Below are 19,291 nucleotides of genomic sequence, written 5' to 3' on the forward strand. Positions count from 1 at the left end.
ATGGCCCGGACCCAGCAGCAACGCCGCGAAGAAACCGTCGCGCGGCTGCTGCAGGCCAGCATCGACACCATCGTCGAGGTTGGATACGCCCGGGCGTCGGCGGCCATCATCACCAAGCGTGCCGGCGTGTCGGTGGGCGCTCTGTTCCGCCACTTCGAGACGATGGGCGACTTCATGGCGGCGACCGCCTACGAGGTGCTGCGCCGGCAACTGGACATCTTCACCAAGCAAGTCGCCGAAATACCCGCGGACCGGCCGGCGCTGGAAGCGGCGCCGGCAATACTGCGCGACATCACCGCCGGGGCGACCAACGCGGTGCTGTATGAACTCATGATCGCGGCGCGCACCGACGACAAGCTCAAAGAAACCCTGCAGCACGTGCTGGGGCAATATCGCGCCAAGATCTACGACGCCGCGCGCACCCTGCCCGGCGCTGAGGGCTTCCCGGAGGAGACCTTCCCGGCCATCGTGGCGGTGTTGACCAACGTGTTCGACGGAGCCGCGATCGTGGGGGCGGTGTTGCCTCAGCCGGACATCGACGAGCAGCGAATCCCGGTGCTCGCCGCGCTACTGAGCGCCGCGGTGCCGGATACCGCTCCCTAGCGGTCGAGCCCGCCGGCGGCTACAGAGATCCGATGCCGGACTGCGGGTTGAGGGCGAATCCCCAGTCGAAAAGACTTCCGGCCTGGTCCCAGTAGGTGGGCCCGCCCTCTTTGACCAGCCCGTACATCATGGCAATCACCAGCCGGCGGCCGTTTCGGGCCGCCGCACCGACAAAAGTCTTGCGGGCGGCGTTGGTGTAGCCCGTCTTGCCCCCGATCGCGCCCGGATAGCGCTGTAACAGCTCGTCTTGGTTGACGATCGGGTGCTCACCATCCTCGCCGGGGAACATCGCCGACGGCTCCGCGGTGATGTGCGCGAACACCGGATTGGCCATCGCGGTGCGGAAGATCACCGCGAGGTCATGAGCGGTCGACCATCCCGACCCGCCGGGGCCGTCCAATCCCGAGGGAGTGGCCGCGTGGGTGTTCATGGCGCCCAACGCGGCGGCCTTGGCGTTCATCTTGGCGACCGCGGCGTCCTGGCCGCCGAGCATCTGCGCCAGCGTGTTGGCGGCATCATTGCCCGACACCAGCAGCAGGCCGTCGAGCAGTTGACGGGCGGTGTAGGTGTGACCCGCTTTGACGCCGACGCAGTTGCACTCCGCGTGCGTGTCGGCCTCGTCTGCGACGACGGTCGAGTTCAGGTTGAGCTCGTCGAGCGCCACCAAAGCCAGGAGCACCTTGATGGTGCTCGCGGGCGGGTGGGTGACATTCTGGTCGCGCCCGGCAAGCACCTGGCCGGTGTCCAGATCGGCGACGATCCAGGTCTGTGCGGGACCGTCGGGGATTGGTACCGATCCGGCCGGCTGCATTTCGGTATCGGCCGATGCGGTGGCACCGCTGATGGTGGCGGCCGTGAGCAGCACCGCGGCTACGGCCATGACCTTTCGCATGGGCGCAAAGTGTAACTTCCGCGGCTTCGGGACGCCTATTTTCGAACGGATCGGCGGTGTTGAATCGAATCATGTTGAGCCTGCCCGAAATTTCTGACCGGTTAGAGATCCAGCAGCTGCTCGTGGACTACTCCACCGCCATTGACCTGCGCCGATTCGATGACCTCGACAAGGTGTTCACCCCGGACGCCTATATCGACTACCGCGCGATGGGCGGCATCGACGGCCAGTACCCGCACGTCAAGGCGTGGCTTGCCGAGGTGTTGCCCAACTTCGCCAACTACGCGCACATGCTGGGTCTGCCATCGATTCGGCTCGCCGGCGACACCGCGACCGCGCGCACTTTCTGCTTCAACCCGATGGTGTTCGCCGGCGAGAAGCCCACCACCATGTTGCTCGGGCTCTGGTACGACGACGAGTTCGTGCGCACCGCCGAGGGCTGGCGGATGGGCCGCCGCGCCGAAACGAAGTGCTTCGATCGACGCCCCTGACGCCGGCGCGCCCCAGCGGTGCGTTGGCGGATCGAGCGAATTTCCGGGATCGCAGGGTGCTCTGGCACAATGGGCGGCTGTCCACCGCGCGACCGTGCATCGTTGCGATACCGCCCGGTGGTCGAACACGCGAGGCAAAACCGGTTCCCGGCATCCCGCCCGGATCGCTGAATTGCAGCGTGCGCACACAGGAGAAATCGCTTTCATGGCTGTAAAGATCAAGCTCACCCGGCTCGGCAAGATCCGTAACCCGCAGTACCGCATCGCGGTGGCGGACGCTCGCACCCGGCGTGATGGTCGCTCGATCGAGGTCATCGGCCGCTACCACCCCAAGGAAGAGCCGAGCCTGATCGAGATCAACTCCGAGCGGGCCCAATACTGGCTGTCCGTGGGGGCGCAGCCCACCGAACCCGTTCTCAACCTGCTCAAGATCACCGGTGACTGGCAGAAGTTCAAGGGCCTGCCCGGCGCCGAGGGCCGGTTGAAGGTCAAGCCGCCCAAGCCCAGCAAGCTCGAACTGTTCAACGCCGCGTTGGCTGCCGCCGAGGGTGGTCCCACCACCGAGGCCACCAAGCCGAAGAAGAAGTCGCCGGCCAAGAAGGCCAAGGGCGGCGAAGGCGACGCCGATGCGGCGGCCGAGAAGGTGGAAGCTTCCGCCGAGGGTGAGCAGACCGAATCGGCCGAGAGCTGACGACCGCTATGAGCACTGTCGTGGTCGACGCTGTCGAGCATCTGGTCCGCGGAATCGTGGACAACCCCGACGATGTGCGGGTGGACATGGTGACGAGCCGTCGCGGACGCACCGTCGAAGTCCACGTCCACCCCGACGACTTGGGCAAGGTGATCGGGCGCGGGGGACGTACCGCAACGGCACTGCGGACACTGGTCGCCGGCATCGGCGGCCGTGGTATCCGCGTTGACGTGGTGGACACCGACCAGTAGCGAAGCCTTACTCATGGAGCACCGATGGAGCTGGTAATCGGGCGCGTGGTGAAAGCGCACGGGATTACCGGCGAGGTTGTCGTCGAGATCCGAACCGACGAACCGGACCGCCGGTTCACGCCGGGCGCCAGCCTGCGCGCCAAGAGATCCCGAGACGGCGGCACCGGCCGCAATTATGTGATCGAAGGCGTGCGTGAGCACGGTGCGCGGCTGCTGGTGCGATTGGCCGGGGTGAACGACCGGGATACGGCCGATGGGCTGCGTGGCAGTCTGTTCGTCATCGATTCCGCCGACCTGCCGCCGATCGAGGAGCCCGACACCTACTACGACCACCAATTGGAGGGACTTCGGGTCCGGACCACGGCGGGCCAAGACGTCGGAGTGGTCGCCGAGGTACTGCACACCGGTGCCGGCGAGTTGCTGGCGGTCAAATGTGATTCCGGCGAGGTGTTGGTGCCGTTCGTCGGCGCGATCGTCACGTCGGTGTCGCTGGACGATCGCATTCTCGAGATCGACCCGCCCGACGGGCTGCTGGACCTGGGGTCCTAGGGGGTGTCATGAAAATCGACGTGGTGACGATTTTCCCGGCGTACCTGGACCCGCTGCGGCAATCGTTGCCGGGCAGGGCGATTGCGTCGGGCCTCGTCGACCTACAGGTGCATGACCTGCGCCGGTGGACCTACGACGTGCACCACTCAGTAGACGACTCGCCCTACGGCGGCGGGCCCGGAATGGTCATGAAGGCGCCGGTCTGGGGGGAAGCGCTCGACGAAATATGTTCGGCTGAAACGCTTCTGGTTGTCCCGACGCCCGCCGGCTCGCTGTTTGACCAGGCCACCGCGCAACGGTGGAGTGCCGAGCAGCACTTGGTGTTCGCCTGCGGCCGGTATGAGGGGATAGACCAGCGGGTCGCCGAGGACTCGGCCCGGCGCATGCGGGTCGAGGAAGTCTCGATCGGCGACTATGTCCTGCCCGGCGGGGAGTCCGCGGCGGTGGTGATGATCGAGGCCGTGCTGCGATTGTTGACCGGAGTGCTGGGCAATCCCGCATCCCACCAAGAGGATTCGTTCTCGCCGGAACTGGATCGGTTGCTGGAGGGGCCCAGCTATACCCGGCCACCGAGCTGGCGGGGGCTCGACGTGCCCGAGATCCTGCTCTCCGGTGACCACGCGCGCATCGCCACTTGGCGCCGGGAGGTCTCGTTGCGGCGCACCCGGGAGCGCCGGCCCGACCTCGCGCCACCGGAGTAGCCCTGCCGAGCAGACGCGGAATCGCACATCGCGAAGCGGTTTGGCGTGATTCCGCGTCTGCTCGCCGGCAAGAGGGGCGTTGCGGGGCCGTAGGGCCCGCGCTGGACCGGGTCAGATCCGGCCGGCGGGAAAGATCGTCTTGACGGCTTGGGTGATCGTTTCGCGCGCGGTGGCGTCATCGGAGGCCTGCAGCGATTCGATCACGATGATGTAGCGGCGGTCCGAGCCGATGATTCCGGTCGACAGATGCATCCAGTCGGCGCCGATGCAGCACATCCACCCCTGCTTGACCGCGACCGGTTCGGCGTAGAGGCCGTCGGGGATGCCAAACCGTTGTGGGTAGCCGTCGATTCCGTTCGGAGTGGACTGGGCCAGGTCGTTGACGATGATGGCGGCACTCTGCAACGGCAGCCCACCCTCCCCGTCGAGCAACATCTCGTAGTAGCGGATCAGGTCAGGTGCGGAACTGAAGGTGTTCCACCAGCGCCCGTCGCTGGGTGGTGCGGTGGCGGCCAATCCGTACCGGGTCGCGATCTCGGTGACGATGGCATCGCCGCCGAGCTCGCCCCAGAACTGCTCGGCGGCGCCGTCATCCGATGAGCGCAGCATGTTGTCGAGGGCCTGGCGATCCTGGGCAGAAAGGGTGGTCTTGCCCTGGGACGCCCGCAATAACAACTCGTCGGCGATGAACAGCTTGGACACCGAGGCGGTGGCGATGATCGAGGTCTTGCCGTTGGAGACCAGCTGGTGGGTAGCGCGGTCCAGGATCGCGACCGTGATGGTGGCGCCCTTGGCGGCGGCTTCCTCGGTTGCCCGCTGGATGCGTTCTTGAACCCCGACCAGACCGGCCGAGGGCAATAGCGCGGCCGGATCCTCGGGCGGCGTGATGGCACGCAGCAGCAGTTCGATCAGCTGTTGCTGCTGGGGCTGGGATTGTTGCCGGGATGATTCGCGATCATCGGTCCCATACGCCTTGGCCTGCACCTTTGCCTCGCAACCGGTGAGCGCCAGCGATACCACCAACGCCACCGCCGCCGCGGCGGTCAGCATCGTCAGCGGCCGTGCTCGCATGCTTCTCCTTCAGCACTCTCCGGTGACGCGAAGACGCGCAAGTGTGGCGGCCGCACTGCCATCTGCCCCGGGAATCACGCAAAGCTGAGGGTTCGGCCTGCGCGGTTTGGCACCTGTCATATGTACCACTTGCAGGCGCTTTGCGGACGATGTGAACCGCCCGGATTTCCTGTGATTTTCACTGCATGCGTACCGTCTGGCACAATTGGCCAGTTGTCTTTAGCAGTTGTCGGCGGGCCGCTTGCTCCGCCTGCTGCGAGATACACCCATAAAGCCCATATCCATTGGCTTGGTAAGTGCCGCGTGCCTGCGTGTATGCGGTCTGCCGAGCCGCGATCCGGAGGAAGTGTCTTTCCAATGAACAGGCTGGACTTCGTCGACCAGGCGTCGCTGCGCGACGACATCCCGGCCTTCAGCCCGGGCGACACCATCAATGTGCACGTCAAAGTCATCGAGGGCGCCAAGGAGCGTATCCAGGTGTTCAAGGGTGTGGTGATTCGCCGGCAGGGTGGGGGCATCCGCGAGACGTTCACAGTGCGCAAGGAAAGCTACGGCGTCGGCGTCGAGCGGACGTTCCCGGTGCACTCGCCGAACATCGACCACATCGAGGTGGTAACGCGTGGTGACGTTCGTCGCGCCAAGCTGTACTACCTTCGTGAACTGCGCGGCAAGAAGGCCAAGATCAAGGAGAAGCGCTGACCGGCGCGGCCTTGGTGGCCATCCCGGCCTGCCTGGGCACCACCGGCGGTTCAACTCGCCAGTGGCTCGCCAGTCTCGAAGGCTACGGCGCGCGCTGGCTACGCTGATCACGTGACCGAAACCACGGACTCCCCATCTGAGCGCGAGCCCGACGCAGGTCAGTCGGAGGCGCCGCTCGCTGCTCGAGGTGCTGATGCCCCGGGTGCGGCGGCTCAAGAAGAACCTGGGGCGGAGTCGAGGGCGGCCGACGAGGACGAGTCGAAGCCGGCCAAGAAATCGACCCTGCGTGAACTCGCGACCCTGGCCGTCATCGCGATAGTGATCTACTACGTGATGTTGACGTTTGTGGCGCGTCCATACCTGATTCCGTCGGAGTCGATGGAGCCCACCCTGCACGGGTGTTCGACCTGCGTCGGTGACCGCATCATGGTGGACAAGCTCACCTACCGGTTCACTTCACCCAAGCCCGGTGACGTCATCGTCTTCAAGGGGCCACCATCGTGGAACGTCGGCTACAAGTCGATACGTTCGAGCAACACCGCGCTGCGCTGGGTGCAAAACGCCCTCTCGTTCATCGGTTTCGTGCCCCCGGACGAGAACGATTTGGTCAAACGCGTCATCGCGGTGGGCGGACAGACCGTCCAATGCCGCTCCGACACCGGGTTGACCGTCGACGGTAAGCCGCTCAAGGAGCCATATCTGGATCCGGCCACCATGCTGGCTGACCCATCCGTCTACCCCTGCCTGGGCAGCGAATTCGGGCCGGTGACTGTCCCGGCGGGCCGGCTGTGGGTGATGGGCGACAATCGGACCCACTCGGCGGATTCGCGGGCACATTGCCCCATGCTGTGCACCGGGGACGCCATGGCCGGCACCGTGCCGGTGGCCAACGTCATCGGCAAGGCGCGGTTCATCGTGTGGCCGCCGTCGCGGTGGGGCGTGGTGCGTTCGGTGAACCCCCAAACGGGCCAGTAACCGTGGCCACCACCTGGCCGCCACGAACCGTGATCCGCAAGTCTTCCGGACTGCGCACGCTGGAGTCCGCGTTGCAGCGCAGCGGTCTGGGACCGGTAGCCGGTGTGGATGAGGTGGGGCGAGGTGCGTGCGCGGGCCCGCTGGTGGTCGCCGCTTGCGCACTCGGGCCGAATCGCTACGAGAGCCTGGCCGCCCTCGACGATTCGAAAAAACTCACCGAAAAGACTCGGGAAAAGCTGTTCCCGTTGATCTGCCGCTATGCCCTGGCCTATCACGTGGTGTTCATTCCGTCGGTGGAGGTCGACCGTCGTGGTGTGCACGTGGCCAACATCGAAGGCATGCGGCGGGCGGTGGCCGGGCTGTCGGTGCGCCCCGGCTATGTGCTCAGCGACGGCTTTCGGGTCCCGGGACTGTCGGTGCCGTCGCTGCCGGTGATCGGTGGCGACGCGGCCGCCGCCTGCATTGCCGCGGCCAGCGTGCTGGCAAAGGTCAGCCGCGATCGGCTGATGGTGGCGATGGACACCCAGTACCCCGGATACGGATTCGCCGAGCACAAGGGCTACAGCACCCGCGCACACACCCTGGCGCTGACCCAGCTAGGGCCCTGCCCCGAGCATCGTCGGTCGTTCATCAACGTTCGCCGAGTGGCCACCCGGTCCAACGGCGCCGCGACGGCCGAGCGCGAAGCGGACCCTCCCCAAGAGCGTGACGGAACCGGGTAGGGAAAGATGGGGCAAGATTTCCGACCGGGCGGCGATCGGCGCCGCCGGTGGCGCGCGGAGTCCTGCAGGGCCCCGAGCGGGAGATCTGGCAAATTGTTGGGAGAAGGACGTCTGAGCAGATGAGTGCAGAGGATCTCGAGAAGTACGAAACCGAGATGGAGCTCTCGCTGTACCGCGAATACAAGGACATCGTCGGCCAGTTCAGCTACGTCGTGGAAACCGAGCGACGCTTCTACCTGGCTAACAGCGTGGAGATGGTGCCGCGCAACGCCGATGGCGAGGTGTATTTCGAGCTACGACTGGCCGATGCCTGGGTATGGGACATGTACCGGCCGGCTCGGTTCGTCAAGCAGGTGCGGGTGGTCACCTTCAAGGACGTCAACATCGAAGAGGTGGAGAAGCCCGAGCTGAGGCTGCCCGAATAGTTCTCCTAGCCGCTGACGGTGGGGTTGACCGTGTCGTCGGTTTCGAGGGCTTCGGGGGGCAGCTGGCCACGGTTTTCGATGACGGTGCGGGCAACATCGGCGAGCTTGATATTGAGGCTCTGGGAATGGTGGCGGAGCAGGTCGAACGCCTCTTCCTCGGTGAACCCATTCAGCAACATCAACATGCCGACGGCTTTTCCGATCTCGCGGTTGCTGAGCAGCCCGCGGCGCAGGCTGGCGGCATCCTCGCCGTGTGCGATGGCGTTGACCGCCACGCTCGCAAACGATGTCAGCACCGCCGCACGGCCGGCGGACTCGGTATCGAAACTGTTGGGGGTTTCGCTGAATAGGTTGAGTGCGGCGCCCTTGCGCTTGTCGACCAGCAGCCGGAATCCCATGGCGCGCGTACCGGTGTTTGGGCCAGAAGCGCGGCCGCAAACTTCGGCCATTGCGTCGGAGTGGTCAGGTCCGTTTCGATCTGCGGCGTTTCTTCCTCGATGGCGTCGATGCACGGGCCGTCGCCGGCTTTGCGCTCGAGTTCGTCGACGTGCTGGGCCAGCCGGTCGCTGGCGCCGACGGTGATGTAGCGGTCATTGGTGCGGACCAGCAAGCTGGCATGGTCACACCCCGGAACGATCAGGGTGGCGGCGATGCAGATCGCGGAGTACATCTCGGCGGGTTGGGCGCCCTGATAGATGATCTCGGCGAGGGCCGCAAAGACTGTCGCCGGGTCGGCGGTCGTCCCACCCGGTACCGAGTCCGGGTTGCTGTCCTTCGGTGTGGCCGTCACGTGTTCCCTCACTTCGGGTGGCAGGGGGGAGTCGCCCCCCAGTGCGCTGGCGTAGATTATCGGGCCTGGCCGGGCCCTCAAACTCCGACAGCGCGTTCCAACTCTTTCAGCGATGTCTCCAAGTGCCCGAGCATGCGCTGCAGGCGAGGCACGCTGCGCCGGCAACCGACGAGCCCGAAATCGAGATTGTCGGCGTTGTTGGTCACTGTAATGTTCATCGCCTGGCCGTCCAGGGCAATTGAGAGTGGATAGTTTCCGACCAGCCTCGCGCCCCGCCAATACAGCGGGTTGGGCGCGCCGGGAACATTCGATATGACGACGTTGAACGGTGGCGGCGCGGTGGCCACGAAACCGGGAACCAGTCCGAACACCAAACCGCCGGTCAGTAAGCCCGACAACGCCAGCTGCTGGATGCGGGGAAGCTGAGCGAACACCTTCTTGTTGTCCGACATCGACTGGCTGATCACCTGGAGGCGTTTCACCGGGTCGTCGAGGTTGGTCGCGAGGTTGCACAGCAGGGTGCCGACCATGTTGCCGCCGCGATCGGCATCGCCTTCCTTGCGCAGACTCACCGGAACCATGGCGATCAGTGGGGCGTCGGGAAGCGCGTGTTGATCGATCAGGTAGGCGCGCAGCGCGCCGGCCGACATCGCCAGCACGACATCGTTGACGGTGACGTCTGCCGCGTTCTTCACCGCCTTGGTGCGATCGAGGGACCAGGACTGGGCGGCGACCCGGCGTGCTCCACCGATCCGGACATTGAACATCGTCTTCGGGGCTCGAAATGGCAGGGTCAGTTGCTGCTCGAGCAGCGCCGCGCGGGCCAGTGACAGCGCCGAGGGCGCCAGAGATGCTGTGGCGCCAACCGTCTCGGTGAGTAGCCGAAGCGGTGAGGATCTGTGCCCCGGGTTCGAGCGGCGCCGCGGTTTTAGTTCCCACGGCACCCGGATCTCATCGTCATCCGGATCGGTGCTGAATGCGCGCTGCATCAACTTCTGCGCGGAAACCCCATCCTGCAAGGAATGGTGGAACTTGATGTAGACCGCGTAGCGCCCGTCGTTGAGTCCCTCCACCAGATGGGCTTCCCAGAGGGGCCGGTGCCTGTCGAGCAGGCTGCCGTGCAGCCGAGAGGTCAGCTCGAGGAGCTCCCGTACCCGGCCTGGCCGGGGGAGAGCGGACCGGCGGAAGTGATAGTCGAGCTCCACGTCGTCGTCGAACGTCCACGCGAAGTTGGTCATCGCGCCCAAGAACGCGGGATGCTTGCGGAACATGGGCTGGACGTCGGTGCAGCCGAGCATGGCTTCATATGCCTCGGTGACGAAGTTCTCGTCGGCATCCTCGGGCGGCTGGAACAGCTGCAGGCCCCCCACATGCATCGGGTGTTCGCGCGATTCGCCGAGCAAGAACATGGAATCGGTGGGTGAGATCAGCTTCATCATTCGTCTCCCCGAACTCGAGCAACACCAACCGGGATAGCCGCGCGCAAGGCCCCGCACACATTGCGGGTTTTGGTCCTGCGTTTGGGCGCGGTCGCTGGCGGAAACCCATTCTAGGTGGGTGTTGCTGTCGCGGTTACCGGGCCGACTGGAGATATCGGCATCTCGGAGGTCACCGCGCTGGAGCGGGAGCCGGCCGTGGCGTCGATCGTCGGTATGGCGCGCCGGCCGTTTGACCCGGCCATCTACGGCTGGTCCAAGACCACCTATCAGCGGGGCAACATCCTGGATCGCGATGCGGTCGACGCGTTGGTCGCCCAGGCCGATGTGGTGGTCCACCTGGCGTTCATCAAGCTCGGATCGCGTGCCGAGAGCGCGCAGGTCAATCTGCAGAGCGCCCGCAACGTCTTCGAAGCGACCGTCGCGGCGCGCCGGCCACGCCGCCTGGTCTACACGTCGTCAGTGGCGGCCTACGGCTACCACTCGGACAACCCGGCGGCCATCACCGAGGACGTACCCGCGCGCGGATCACCGGAGCACTACTACTCCGAGCAGAAGGCGCAAAGCGAGGCAGAGCTCGCCAAGATCACCGAGGACTCGTTACTGCAGGTGTTCGTCCTGCGCCCGTGTATCGTCGCGGGCCCGCACGCCTACTCGTTGGCCGAGGCCATGCCGTGCAGGCAGGTGCCCGCGCCGGTGCGCGCGCTGAGCCGGGTGGTGCCGATGCTGAAGCCGATCGTGCCGGATCCGGGTGTCCCGGTGCAGCTGGTGCATCACGACGACGTGGCAGCCGCGATAGCGTTGGCGGCGACCGCACCGGTGCCCGCGGGGGCCTACAACATCGCCGCTGACGGGGTCGTGACGATCACCGACATGGCCAGGGCGCTGGGCGGCCGTCCGGTCCGGGTCCCAGCGGCCGCCGCCTCGGTCGCATCCGCGGCGATTTCCCGGTTGCCGCTGGTACCCCGCTGCTCGAATGGCTTCATGCGGTGCGACAACCCGTGGTGATGGACACCGCCAAGGCGAAACGCGAACTCGGGTGGTCGCCGACGCACTCGTCAGCTGAAACCTTGTCGGCGCTGGCTGCAGCGATATGACGGCGGCCGGCCGATCCGACAGGCGGTGCGCAATCGAGGTACGTTGAGGCCGTGTTCGGGTGTTCTGCGGTCCCTGCCGATGCCGTGGCCTCCTGCCGGTGCGATTCGGCGGCGGGGCCAATCGAAGCCGGTCAGTGGGCCACGTAACGGCGCGTCGGCGGGTCAAGCACCTCGCCGCCGGTGATGCGATCACCCGACCGGAAACCCTGGCCGTCGAGGAGCCGCTGGAGATCCGCGTCAACGGTGTGCCGATATCGGTCACCATGCGCACCCCCGGCTCGGATTTTGAGCTCGCGCGCGGTTTCCTGCTGACCGAAGGGGTGATCGCCCACCGTGACGATGTGCTGACGGTCCGCTATTGCGGCGGGCGCGGTGCCGATGGCGCCAACACCTACAACGTCTTGGACATCACGCTGGCGCCCGGGGTAAGCCCGCCGGGCCTCGATGTGACCCGCAACTTCTACACCACCTCGTCGTGCGGAGTCTGCGGCAAGGCGTCGCTGGACGCGGTGCGGCTGATCAGCCGATTTTCGCCCGGCGACGATCCGGCCACCATCACGGCCGGTGCGCTCGAGGCGATGCCCGGCCAACTCCGTAGTGGCCAAAAGGTTTTCGCGAGCACCGGCGGCCTGCACGCCGCGGCGTTGTTCAGCGCGGACGGCACAATGCACGTGATCCGCGAAGATATCGGCCGGCACAACGCGGCAGACAAGGTCATCGGCTGGGCCATCGAGCACGATCGGGTTCCGTTGGCGGGGTCGGTGTTGCTGGTCAGCGGTCGCGCATCGTTCGAGCTGACGCAGAAGGCGCTGATGGCCGGGATCCCGGTGCTGGCCGCGGTCTCCGCCCCGTCGTCGCTGGCGGTCTCGCTGGCCGAAGAATCCGGGATGACGCTGGTGGCGTTTCTGCGGGAAGACTCGATGAACGTCTACACGCGCCCGGACCGCATCGTCTGAATCCACTGTCGGCCCGTTGTGGACGAGTGCGCGACTGTTGATAATCGGGCGGTTTTGCTTCCCTGACGCCCTCGGTCCGGCGGCCAGTGTCGGGGCCGGCGTGCAGGTTTGGGCGCATGAAGACGTTGACTCGCATGCAACTGGGAGCCCTGGGTGAGCAGCTGGCCGTGGAGCATCTGAGCGGTCAGGGGCTACAGATCTTGACCCGAAACTGGCGGTGCCGCTATGGCGAATTCGATGTGATCGCCTGTGAAGCTGCCACCCGCACCGTGGTGTTCGTTGAGGTCAAGACGCGCACCGGCGACGGGTACGGCGGGCTGGCCCAGGCGGTGACCGAAGGCAAGGTCCGCAGGCTGCGCCGCCTGGCCGGGTTGTGGCTGGCCGGTCAGGACCGCGGCTGGGCGGCCGTGCGCCTCGATGTCATCGGGGTGCGCATCGGCCGCAGCGCCAACCCCGAGATCACGCATCGGATGGGCGTGGGCTGATGGCGCTGGGGCGGGCGTTCTCGGTGGCGGTGTGCGGGCTGGACGGCGAGATCGTGGAAATCGAAGCCGACATCAGCTCGGGGCTGCCGGGGGTGCATCTGGTGGGTCTGCCCGACGCGGCACTGCAGGAATCCCGCGACCGGGTTCGCGCGGCGGTCACCAACTGCGGCAACAGCTGGCCAATGGCTCGGCTGACGCTCGCACTATCGCCGGCCGCCCTGCCGAAAATGGGTTCGGTCTACGACATTGCCCTGGCCGCCGCGGTGTTGTCGGCGCAGCGAAAAAAGCCGTGGCAGCGTTTGGAAAAGACGCTGTTGTTGGGGGAGTTGTCGCTGGACGGCCGGGTCCGCGCGGTGCGTGGCGTGCTGCCGGCCGTGTTGGCCGCCAAGCGCGATGGCTGGCCGGCCGTGGTGGTTTCGGCGGATAACTTGGCCGAGGCCAGCCTGGTGGATGGCATCGATGTCTGGGGTGTGCGCACCCTGGGACAACTGCAGGGCTGGCTGACGGGTGCTGCCGGTTTGGACAGTCGCAGCGGGCCCGCGGCCACCAGCGAGGGGATTTCGGCCGACTTGGCCGATGTGCTCGGGCAGTCCCAAGCGCGTTTTGCGGTCGAGGTGGCGGCGGCCGGTGCGCACCATCTCATGCTGACCGGTCCTCCCGGGGTAGGCAAAACGATTCTGGCACAACGCCTTCCGGGTTTACTGCCGCCGCTGTCGCGCGGCGAGTCACTGGAGGTCACCGCGATCCACTCGGTGGCTGGTTTGTTGTCGGGGGACACCCCGCTGATCACCCGGCCGCCGTTCGTGGCGCCGCACCACAGTTCCAGCGTCGTCGCGCTGGTGGGGGGCGGCACGGGCATGGCCCGCCCTGGCGCCGTCAGCCGGGCACATCGTGGGGTGTTGTTTCTCGACGAGTGCGCCGAGATCAGCGTCAGCGCCATGGAAGCGTTGCGAACTCCGTTGGAGGACGGAGAAATCCGCCTTGCCCGCCGCGACGGAGTGGCGTGTTACCCGGCCCGATTTCAGCTGGTGCTTGCCGCAAACCCGTGTCCATGCGCTCCAGCGGACCCGCAAGACTGCATCTGTGCGGCGGCGGTGAAGCGACGTTACCTCGGCAAACTGTCGGGGCCGTTGCTGGACCGGGTGGACCTGAGGGTACAGATGCACCCGGTGCGGGCCGGAGCCTTCTCGGCGGTGGCGGGCGAGTCGACCTCGCAGGTTCGTGACCGGGTGGCCCAGGCCCGCAACGCGGCCGCCCAGCGGTGGCAGCCGCACGGCTTTCGCACCAATGCAGAAGTCAGCGGCCCCCTGCTGCGTCGGGAATTCCGGCTTGGCAACTCAGCGATGGTCCCGTTGCGCACGGCGCTGGATCGGGGGCTGCTCAGCATCCGCGGTGTCGATCGAACTCTGCGAGTCGCGTGGAGTCTGGCGGACTTGGCCGGCCGGGCGGCACCCGGCCTGGACGAGGTGTCGACCGCGCTGAGCTTTCGGCAGCCGGGAGCTTGCCGATGAGCGCGTCCGATAGTGCCTTGCGGGCCTGGGGTTACCTGTCGCGCGTGGCGGAGCCGCCGTGCGCGGAATTGGCTGCCCTGGTGCAACGAGTCGGCCCGGTAGAGGCGGCCGAGCGGATCCGGCGCGGCCAGGTTGACGGCGAGCTTGCCCGCTTGACCCGGGCCAGATGCGAAATCGATCGGGCCGCAGCGGATCTCGAGCAACTCGCGCGCCGTGGCGGGCGCTTGATCACACCCGACGACGACGAGTGGCCGGTGGTGGCCTTCACGGCTTTTTCTGGTTCGGCGATCCGGGCGAAGGGAAACGGCGGAGCTCCGATGGCGTTGTGGGTGCAGGGCCCCGCTCGCCTCGACCAGGTGGTTCAGCGCGCCGCCGCTCTCGTGGGAACCCGCGCCGCGACGGCATATGGCGAGCACATGCCCGCGGATCTGGCCGCCGGCCTGGTCGAACGTGACGTTGCGGTCATCTCCGGCGGTGCCTACGGAATCGACGGAGCGGCCCATCGCGCAGTGCTCATTGCCGAGGGCACCACGGTGGCGGTACTGGCCGGTGGGATCGACATCCCGTACCCCACCGGGCATTCGGCCCTGCTTCATCGGATCGGCCAGCACGGCTTGCTGGTCACCGAATACCCGCCGGGTGTGCGGCCGGCCCGGCATCGGTTCCTCACCCGCAACCGGTTGGTGGCTGCTCTCGGTGGCGCCGCGGTCGTGGTCGAAGCGGGGCTGCGTAGCGGTGCCGCCAACACCGCCGCGTGGGCTCGGGCGCTGGGGCGGATCGTGGCCGCGGTGCCCGGGCCGGCGACATCATCGGCTTCGGCGGGCTGCCATGTGCTGCTTCGCAACGGGGCGCAGCTGATCACCCGCGCCGATGAGATAGTCGAACTGGTCGGTCGGATCGGCGAATTGTCCCTCGAACAATCGCGTCCCACGTCCGTCCTGGACGGACTCAGCCAGTCCGAAAGTCAGGTCTATGAGGCATTGCCGGGTCGCGGCGCGATGAGCGTCGACGAGATCGCTGTCGCATCCGGGCTGGTGGCCGAACAGGTGATGGGGCGGTTGGCGATCCTCGAGGTGGCCGGACTGGCCGAGCGTGACGGCGGGCGGTGGCGCCTGGTGCGTGCCGGCCGCTCACGGCCCGCGGCCGAGGGCGTGCGGGCGCGGCTCGTATAGTCGACTGGGGTCGGATCTGGACAGGAGGAGTAGTGGCGGGTCGACCTGTACACACCTTCGAAGTCGTGGGTACCCAACAACTCGCGCCCCACATGGTCCGGGTTCGAGTCGGTGGCAGCGGCTTCGACACATTCGTTCCCAGCGAATTCACCGACTCTTACGTCAAGCTGGTTTTCGTCGCGCATGACGTCGACGTGGCCGCACTGCCTCGGCCGTTGACACTGGATTGCTTTTCCAGTCTTCCGCCCGAGAAGCAGCCCGCGGTGCGGACCCTGACCATCCGTCGTGTCGACGCCGCGGCGCGCGAAATCGTGCTCGACGTCGTGGCGCATGGCGAACACGGGGTAGCCGGTCAGTGGGCGGCGGCCGCGCAACCTGGCGAGCCGGTCTACCTGATGGGTCCTAACGGCGCTTACAAGCCCGACCCGGAGGCCGACTGGCATCTGCTGGCCGGCGATGAATCCGCGCTGCCGGCCATCGCCGCTGCGCTCGAGGCGCTGCCCGCCGACGCTGTCGGCAAAGCGTTCATCGAGGTTGCCGGTCCCGACGACGAGATCGAATTGCGCGCGCCGGAGTCGGTCCAGATCAACTGGGTCTACCGCGGTGGTCGCGCCGATCTGGTTTCAGCGGATCGTGCCGGCGACCATGCGCCGCTGATCGAGGCCGTCAAGACCGCCCTGTGGCTTCCCGGTCAGGTGCACGTCTTCATCCACGGCGAGGCCCAGGCCGTCATGCACAACTTGCGCCCCTATATCCGCAAGGAGCGGGGTGTGGATGCGAAATGGGCGTCCTCAATCTCTGGTTACTGGCGACGCGGGCGCACCGAGGAGACGTTCCGGCAATGGAAAAGGGAATTGGCGGAGTCAGAAGCGGGTAGCTGACCGCCGGCTGGCATTCTCATCGCATGGCATTCGGCGACTATCAGTACGAGATCTACTTCCAGGGGCTATCCGGGGTAGTGCCAGGGCTGCCGATGGCCTTCGCCGAACTGGAGTCCAGGGCTCAGATGGCGCTGCCGCCGTCGGTGTGGTCATACGTGGTCGGCGGGGCCGGCGACGAGCGCACCCAGCGCGCCAACTGTGAGGCCTTCGACCGGTGGGGGTCTGATGCCGCGCATGTTTGTCGGTGCCGCGGAACGCGACCTGACCGTGGAGATGTTCGGACTGACCCTGCCCTCACCGATCTTCCTGGCACCGATCGGCGTCATCGGACTGTGCGCCCAGGACGGCCACGGCGATCTGGCCACCGCGCGCGGCGGCCCGTACCGGAGTCCCGATGGTGGTCTCCACCCTGACAGCCGACCCCATGGAAGACGTGGCCGCCGAGTTCGGTGACACCCCCGGGTTCTTTCAGCTGTACACGCCGAAGGATCGCGAGCTGGCCGCCAGCCTGGTGCAGCGCGCCGAATCCGCGGGTTTCAAGGGCATCGTGGTCACCCTCGACACCTGGATCCCCGGCTGGCGGCCGCGTGACCTGAGCACCGCCAATTTTCCCCAACTACGCGGACACTGCCTGAGCAACTACACCAGCGACCCGGTGTTCCGCGCCGGCCTGCCCCGCCCCCCGGAGGAAGACCCGCAGGAAACCGTGCTGCGCTGGGCCCAGCTCTTCGGAAACCCGCTGACCTGGAGCGATCTCGCCTGGCTGCGCGAACTCACCGATCTGCCACTCATCGTCAAGGGCATCTGTCATCCCGATGACGCCCGGCGCGCCAAGGACGGGGGCGTGGATGGCATCTACTGCTCCACCCATGGCGGACGCCAGGCCAACGGCGGTCTTCCGGCCCTGGACTGTCTGCCGGGTGTGGTCGAGGCGGCCGACGGGCTGCCGGTGCTTTTCGACTCGGGGATTCGCAGTGGCGCCGACATCATCAAGGCGCTGGCGATGGGCGCGACGGCGGTCGGCATCGGGCGGCCCTACGCCTACGGATTGGCGCTGGGCGGCGTGGACGGCGTCGTGCATGTACTGCACATGCTGCTCGCCGAAGCCGACCTGATCATGGCCGTCGACGGGTATCCCACGCGCAAAGATCTCACCCCGGACACATTGCGGCGCGTCAACTGAAACCCGCAGCGCTGTCTGCGACGGTGGGGGAGTGCCGGACAACAGCGAAGCGATTCTCGAGGAGTTCGACGAATACCTCGCACTGCAGTGCGGCCGCTCGGCCCACACTCGTCGCGCGTATCTGGGCGACCTGCGATCGCTGCTGGATTACCTCGCCGGCCGCGGCGCTGACCTGCGGGCACTGAGTCTACCCGTGCTGCGGTCGTGGCTGGCTACCGCGGCGGGGGCCGGGGCGGCCCGAACGACGCTGGCCAGGCGCACCTCTGCGGTCAAGGCCTTCACCGCCTGGGTGGTGCGGCGCGGGCTGTTGGCCACCGACCCCGCGGCGCGGTTGCAGGTGCCCAAGGCGCACCGCACCCTGCCCGCCGTGCTGCGCCAGGACCAAGCGCTGGCGGCCATGACGGCGGCGAAGTCCGGCGCGCAGCAAGGGGATCCGCTGGCCTTGCGGGACCGCTTGATCGTCGAACTGCTGTATGCCACCGGGATCCGGGTGAGCGAACTGTGTGGTCTTGACATCGACGACGTCGACACCGGCCATCGGCTGGTGCGGGTGCTCGGGAAGGGCAACAAGCAGCGCACCGCGCCGTTTGGCCAGCCCGCTGCCGAAGCGCTTCAGGCCTGGCTGGCAGACGGACGTCCGGCACTGGCAACGGCGGAGTCCGGTCCGGCGCTGCTGCTCGGCGCCCGGGGCCGGCGCCTCGATGTGCGGCAAGCCCGCACGGTGGTTCATCAAACCATCGCCGCGGTGGATGGGGCCCCCGACATGGGGCCGCACGGGTTGCGTCACAGCGCGGCCACCCATCTGCTTGAAGGTGGAGCCGACCTGAGGGTGGTCCAGGAGTTGCTCGGGCATTCCAGTTTGGCCACCACCCAGCTCTATACCCACGTGGCGGTCTCGCGACTGCGCGCCGTACACGACCAGGCCCATCCGCGGGCCTAGCCGGACCCTCCGGCGGGGAGCTCAGCCCGTCACGGGCTTGAGCCGGATCGGGGTGGATTTCAGCAGGCCGAGCGGATCGACATAGTGGGCGTCCGACGCCGGCCCCCACATCGCGCCCCAATGCAGGCACGCCTTGGCTGGGCAGCCCGTGTGCCCAGCCACCAGGGTGCCTACCGCTGATCCCGCCGTCACGTGCTGGCCGGCTCGCACCGTCGGGCGCACCGGCTGGTAGCTGGTGCGCAAGCCGCCTGGATGGGCCAGCGAAACGACCGGCCAATCCGCCAAGGTTCCGGCATACACGACGGTCGCGTCACCGGCGGCAAAGATCGGCTCGCCGGGGACCCCGGCCAAGTCGACGCCGCGATGCCCGGGGCGCCAATTCGGTGTGGGTGCATCAAAACCACGCAACACGACCGCCGGCGGCCGCAACGGCCACTGCAACCGGGTGTCGTCGGCATGTGCCGCCGCCGCGCCCAGCAGCGACCAGGCGGCAAGCCAGGATGCCAACCAGGATGCAGCCACCGTCACCCGTCGCACATGATCAGTTCAATGCGCCGACGGCGTCCTTGCCAGCCAAATTCGCGGATCTGTGCGCCACGGGGCCGCTGTGGAAAAACCGTCGCCGGCTTCGGTGTAAACTTCTCGACGCAGCTCGCAACCGCGGGCTGACTTCGCGCGTCTGCTTCGCGGCCCGGTAGTTCAGGGATCCGCAACAGCATGCCGAGCGGTCCCGTAGCCGGAGTCTCCGGAGCGGGTTCGGCATCGCGGCA

The 19,291-nt window shown here is 67.0% G+C and carries 19 protein-coding genes and 4 pseudogenes; 18 read left to right on the top strand and 5 right to left on the bottom strand.

The window, feature by feature from the left end:
• Positions 1–603 (top strand): TetR/AcrR family transcriptional regulator, encoded by a 603-nt coding sequence (locus SHTP_RS08990; RefSeq protein WP_096370380.1) that lies wholly within the window; start codon positions 1–3, stop codon positions 601–603.
• A gap of 19 nt (positions 604–622) precedes the next feature.
• Here SHTP_RS08990 and SHTP_RS08995 read toward each other — a convergent pair whose 3' ends face one another.
• Positions 623–1,495: a D-alanyl-D-alanine carboxypeptidase family protein gene (locus tag SHTP_RS08995; RefSeq protein ID WP_096370381.1), complete on the bottom strand. Its 873-nt coding sequence runs from the start codon at positions 1,493–1,495 to the stop codon at positions 623–625.
• 71 nt (positions 1,496–1,566) lie between these two features.
• Here SHTP_RS08995 and SHTP_RS09000 point away from each other — a divergent pair, with 71 nt between their 5' ends.
• The 5 genes from SHTP_RS09000 to trmD all read left to right on the top strand — a co-directional run bounded on the left by SHTP_RS09000 (position 1,567) and on the right by trmD (position 4,178).
• On the top strand, positions 1,567–1,986 hold the full coding sequence (locus SHTP_RS09000) for a nuclear transport factor 2 family protein (RefSeq protein ID WP_096372395.1): 420 nt from the start codon (positions 1,567–1,569) through the stop codon (positions 1,984–1,986).
• 205 nt (positions 1,987–2,191) lie between these two features.
• The gene (rpsP, locus tag SHTP_RS09005) at positions 2,192–2,677 is read left to right on the top strand and encodes a 30S ribosomal protein S16 (protein WP_096370382.1); all 486 of its coding nucleotides are present in this window, start codon (positions 2,192–2,194) and stop codon (positions 2,675–2,677) included.
• Between the two features lie 8 nt (positions 2,678–2,685).
• Complete coding sequence (locus SHTP_RS09010; protein WP_003878715.1) at positions 2,686–2,928, top strand: RNA-binding protein; 243 nt, start codon at positions 2,686–2,688, stop codon at positions 2,926–2,928.
• Positions 2,929–2,952: 24 nt separating this feature from the next.
• Positions 2,953–3,477: a ribosome maturation factor RimM gene (gene rimM / locus SHTP_RS09015; protein WP_011740101.1), complete on the top strand. Its 525-nt coding sequence runs from the start codon at positions 2,953–2,955 to the stop codon at positions 3,475–3,477.
• An 8-nt stretch (positions 3,478–3,485) separates the two neighbouring features.
• Positions 3,486–4,178 (top strand): tRNA (guanosine(37)-N1)-methyltransferase TrmD, encoded by a 693-nt coding sequence (gene trmD, locus SHTP_RS09020; RefSeq protein WP_011740102.1) that lies wholly within the window; start codon positions 3,486–3,488, stop codon positions 4,176–4,178.
• Positions 4,179–4,289: 111 nt separating this feature from the next.
• Here the strand turns inward: trmD and SHTP_RS09025 are convergent, their stop codons facing one another.
• Entirely contained in the window at positions 4,290–5,249 is a 960-nt protein-coding gene (locus SHTP_RS09025; protein WP_096370383.1) for a serine hydrolase, read from the bottom strand.
• Between the two features lie 357 nt (positions 5,250–5,606).
• On the opposite strand from SHTP_RS09025, the gene rplS reads away from it, so the two are divergent.
• The 4 genes and pseudogenes from rplS to SHTP_RS09045 all read left to right on the top strand — a co-directional run bounded on the left by rplS (position 5,607) and on the right by SHTP_RS09045 (position 8,070).
• Positions 5,607–5,948: a 50S ribosomal protein L19 gene (gene rplS, locus SHTP_RS09030; RefSeq protein ID WP_012393605.1), complete on the top strand. Its 342-nt coding sequence runs from the start codon at positions 5,607–5,609 to the stop codon at positions 5,946–5,948.
• Between the two features lie 111 nt (positions 5,949–6,059).
• Complete coding sequence (lepB, locus tag SHTP_RS09035) at positions 6,060–6,923, top strand: signal peptidase I (protein ID WP_012393606.1); 864 nt, start codon at positions 6,060–6,062, stop codon at positions 6,921–6,923.
• A gap of 2 nt (positions 6,924–6,925) precedes the next feature.
• Positions 6,926–7,760: pseudogene (locus SHTP_RS09040) on the top strand (ribonuclease HII).
• Positions 7,761–7,764: 4 nt separating this feature from the next.
• A complete protein-coding gene (locus SHTP_RS09045) occupies positions 7,765–8,070 on the top strand; it encodes a DUF2469 domain-containing protein (RefSeq protein ID WP_012393608.1) in 306 nt (101 codons plus the stop codon).
• Between the two features lie 5 nt (positions 8,071–8,075).
• On the opposite strand, the pseudogene SHTP_RS09050 reads toward SHTP_RS09045, so the two are convergent.
• Both SHTP_RS09050 and SHTP_RS09055 read right to left on the bottom strand, forming a co-directional pair.
• Positions 8,076–8,860 (bottom strand): annotated as a pseudogene (locus SHTP_RS09050) (ANTAR domain-containing protein).
• Positions 8,861–8,937: 77 nt separating this feature from the next.
• A complete protein-coding gene (locus SHTP_RS09055) occupies positions 8,938–10,296 on the bottom strand; it encodes a WS/DGAT/MGAT family O-acyltransferase (RefSeq protein WP_096370384.1) in 1,359 nt (452 codons plus the stop codon).
• Positions 10,297–10,413: 117 nt separating this feature from the next.
• Here SHTP_RS09055 and SHTP_RS09060 point away from each other — a divergent pair.
• From SHTP_RS09060 to SHTP_RS09095, 8 genes and pseudogenes are all read left to right on the top strand, one after another.
• Positions 10,414–11,393: pseudogene (locus tag SHTP_RS09060) on the top strand (NAD-dependent epimerase/dehydratase family protein).
• Positions 11,394–11,527: 134 nt separating this feature from the next.
• Positions 11,528–12,349, top strand: coding sequence for a formate dehydrogenase accessory sulfurtransferase FdhD (fdhD, locus tag SHTP_RS09065; protein WP_094361834.1), 822 nt, complete (start codon positions 11,528–11,530; stop codon positions 12,347–12,349).
• A gap of 116 nt (positions 12,350–12,465) precedes the next feature.
• Positions 12,466–12,834: a YraN family protein gene (locus tag SHTP_RS09070; protein WP_096370385.1), complete on the top strand. Its 369-nt coding sequence runs from the start codon at positions 12,466–12,468 to the stop codon at positions 12,832–12,834.
• A complete protein-coding gene (locus tag SHTP_RS09075; protein WP_096370386.1) occupies positions 12,834–14,345 on the top strand; it encodes a YifB family Mg chelatase-like AAA ATPase in 1,512 nt (503 codons plus the stop codon). Before SHTP_RS09070 ends, SHTP_RS09075 begins: the two co-directional genes overlap by 1 nt.
• Positions 14,342–15,517: a DNA-processing protein DprA gene (dprA, locus tag SHTP_RS09080; protein ID WP_096370387.1), complete on the top strand. Its 1,176-nt coding sequence runs from the start codon at positions 14,342–14,344 to the stop codon at positions 15,515–15,517. The genes SHTP_RS09075 and dprA overlap by 4 nt, the downstream gene beginning before the upstream one ends.
• Before the next feature lie 32 nt (positions 15,518–15,549).
• Positions 15,550–16,398 (top strand): siderophore-interacting protein, encoded by an 849-nt coding sequence (locus tag SHTP_RS09085; RefSeq protein WP_096370388.1) that lies wholly within the window; start codon positions 15,550–15,552, stop codon positions 16,396–16,398.
• 23 nt (positions 16,399–16,421) lie between these two features.
• Positions 16,422–17,581 (top strand): annotated as a pseudogene (locus tag SHTP_RS09090) (lactate 2-monooxygenase).
• Positions 17,582–17,612: 31 nt separating this feature from the next.
• Complete coding sequence (locus SHTP_RS09095) at positions 17,613–18,521, top strand: tyrosine recombinase XerC (RefSeq protein WP_096370389.1); 909 nt, start codon at positions 17,613–17,615, stop codon at positions 18,519–18,521.
• 21 nt (positions 18,522–18,542) lie between these two features.
• Here SHTP_RS09095 and SHTP_RS09100 read toward each other — a convergent pair whose 3' ends face one another.
• Positions 18,543–19,049, bottom strand: coding sequence for a M23 family metallopeptidase (locus SHTP_RS09100; RefSeq protein ID WP_096370390.1), 507 nt, complete (start codon positions 19,047–19,049; stop codon positions 18,543–18,545).
• Positions 19,050–19,291 lie beyond the last annotated feature (242 nt).

The sequence above is a fragment of the Mycobacterium ulcerans subsp. shinshuense genome, from assembly GCF_002355775.1.
Classification (GTDB): domain Bacteria; phylum Actinomycetota; class Actinomycetes; order Mycobacteriales; family Mycobacteriaceae; genus Mycobacterium; species Mycobacterium marinum.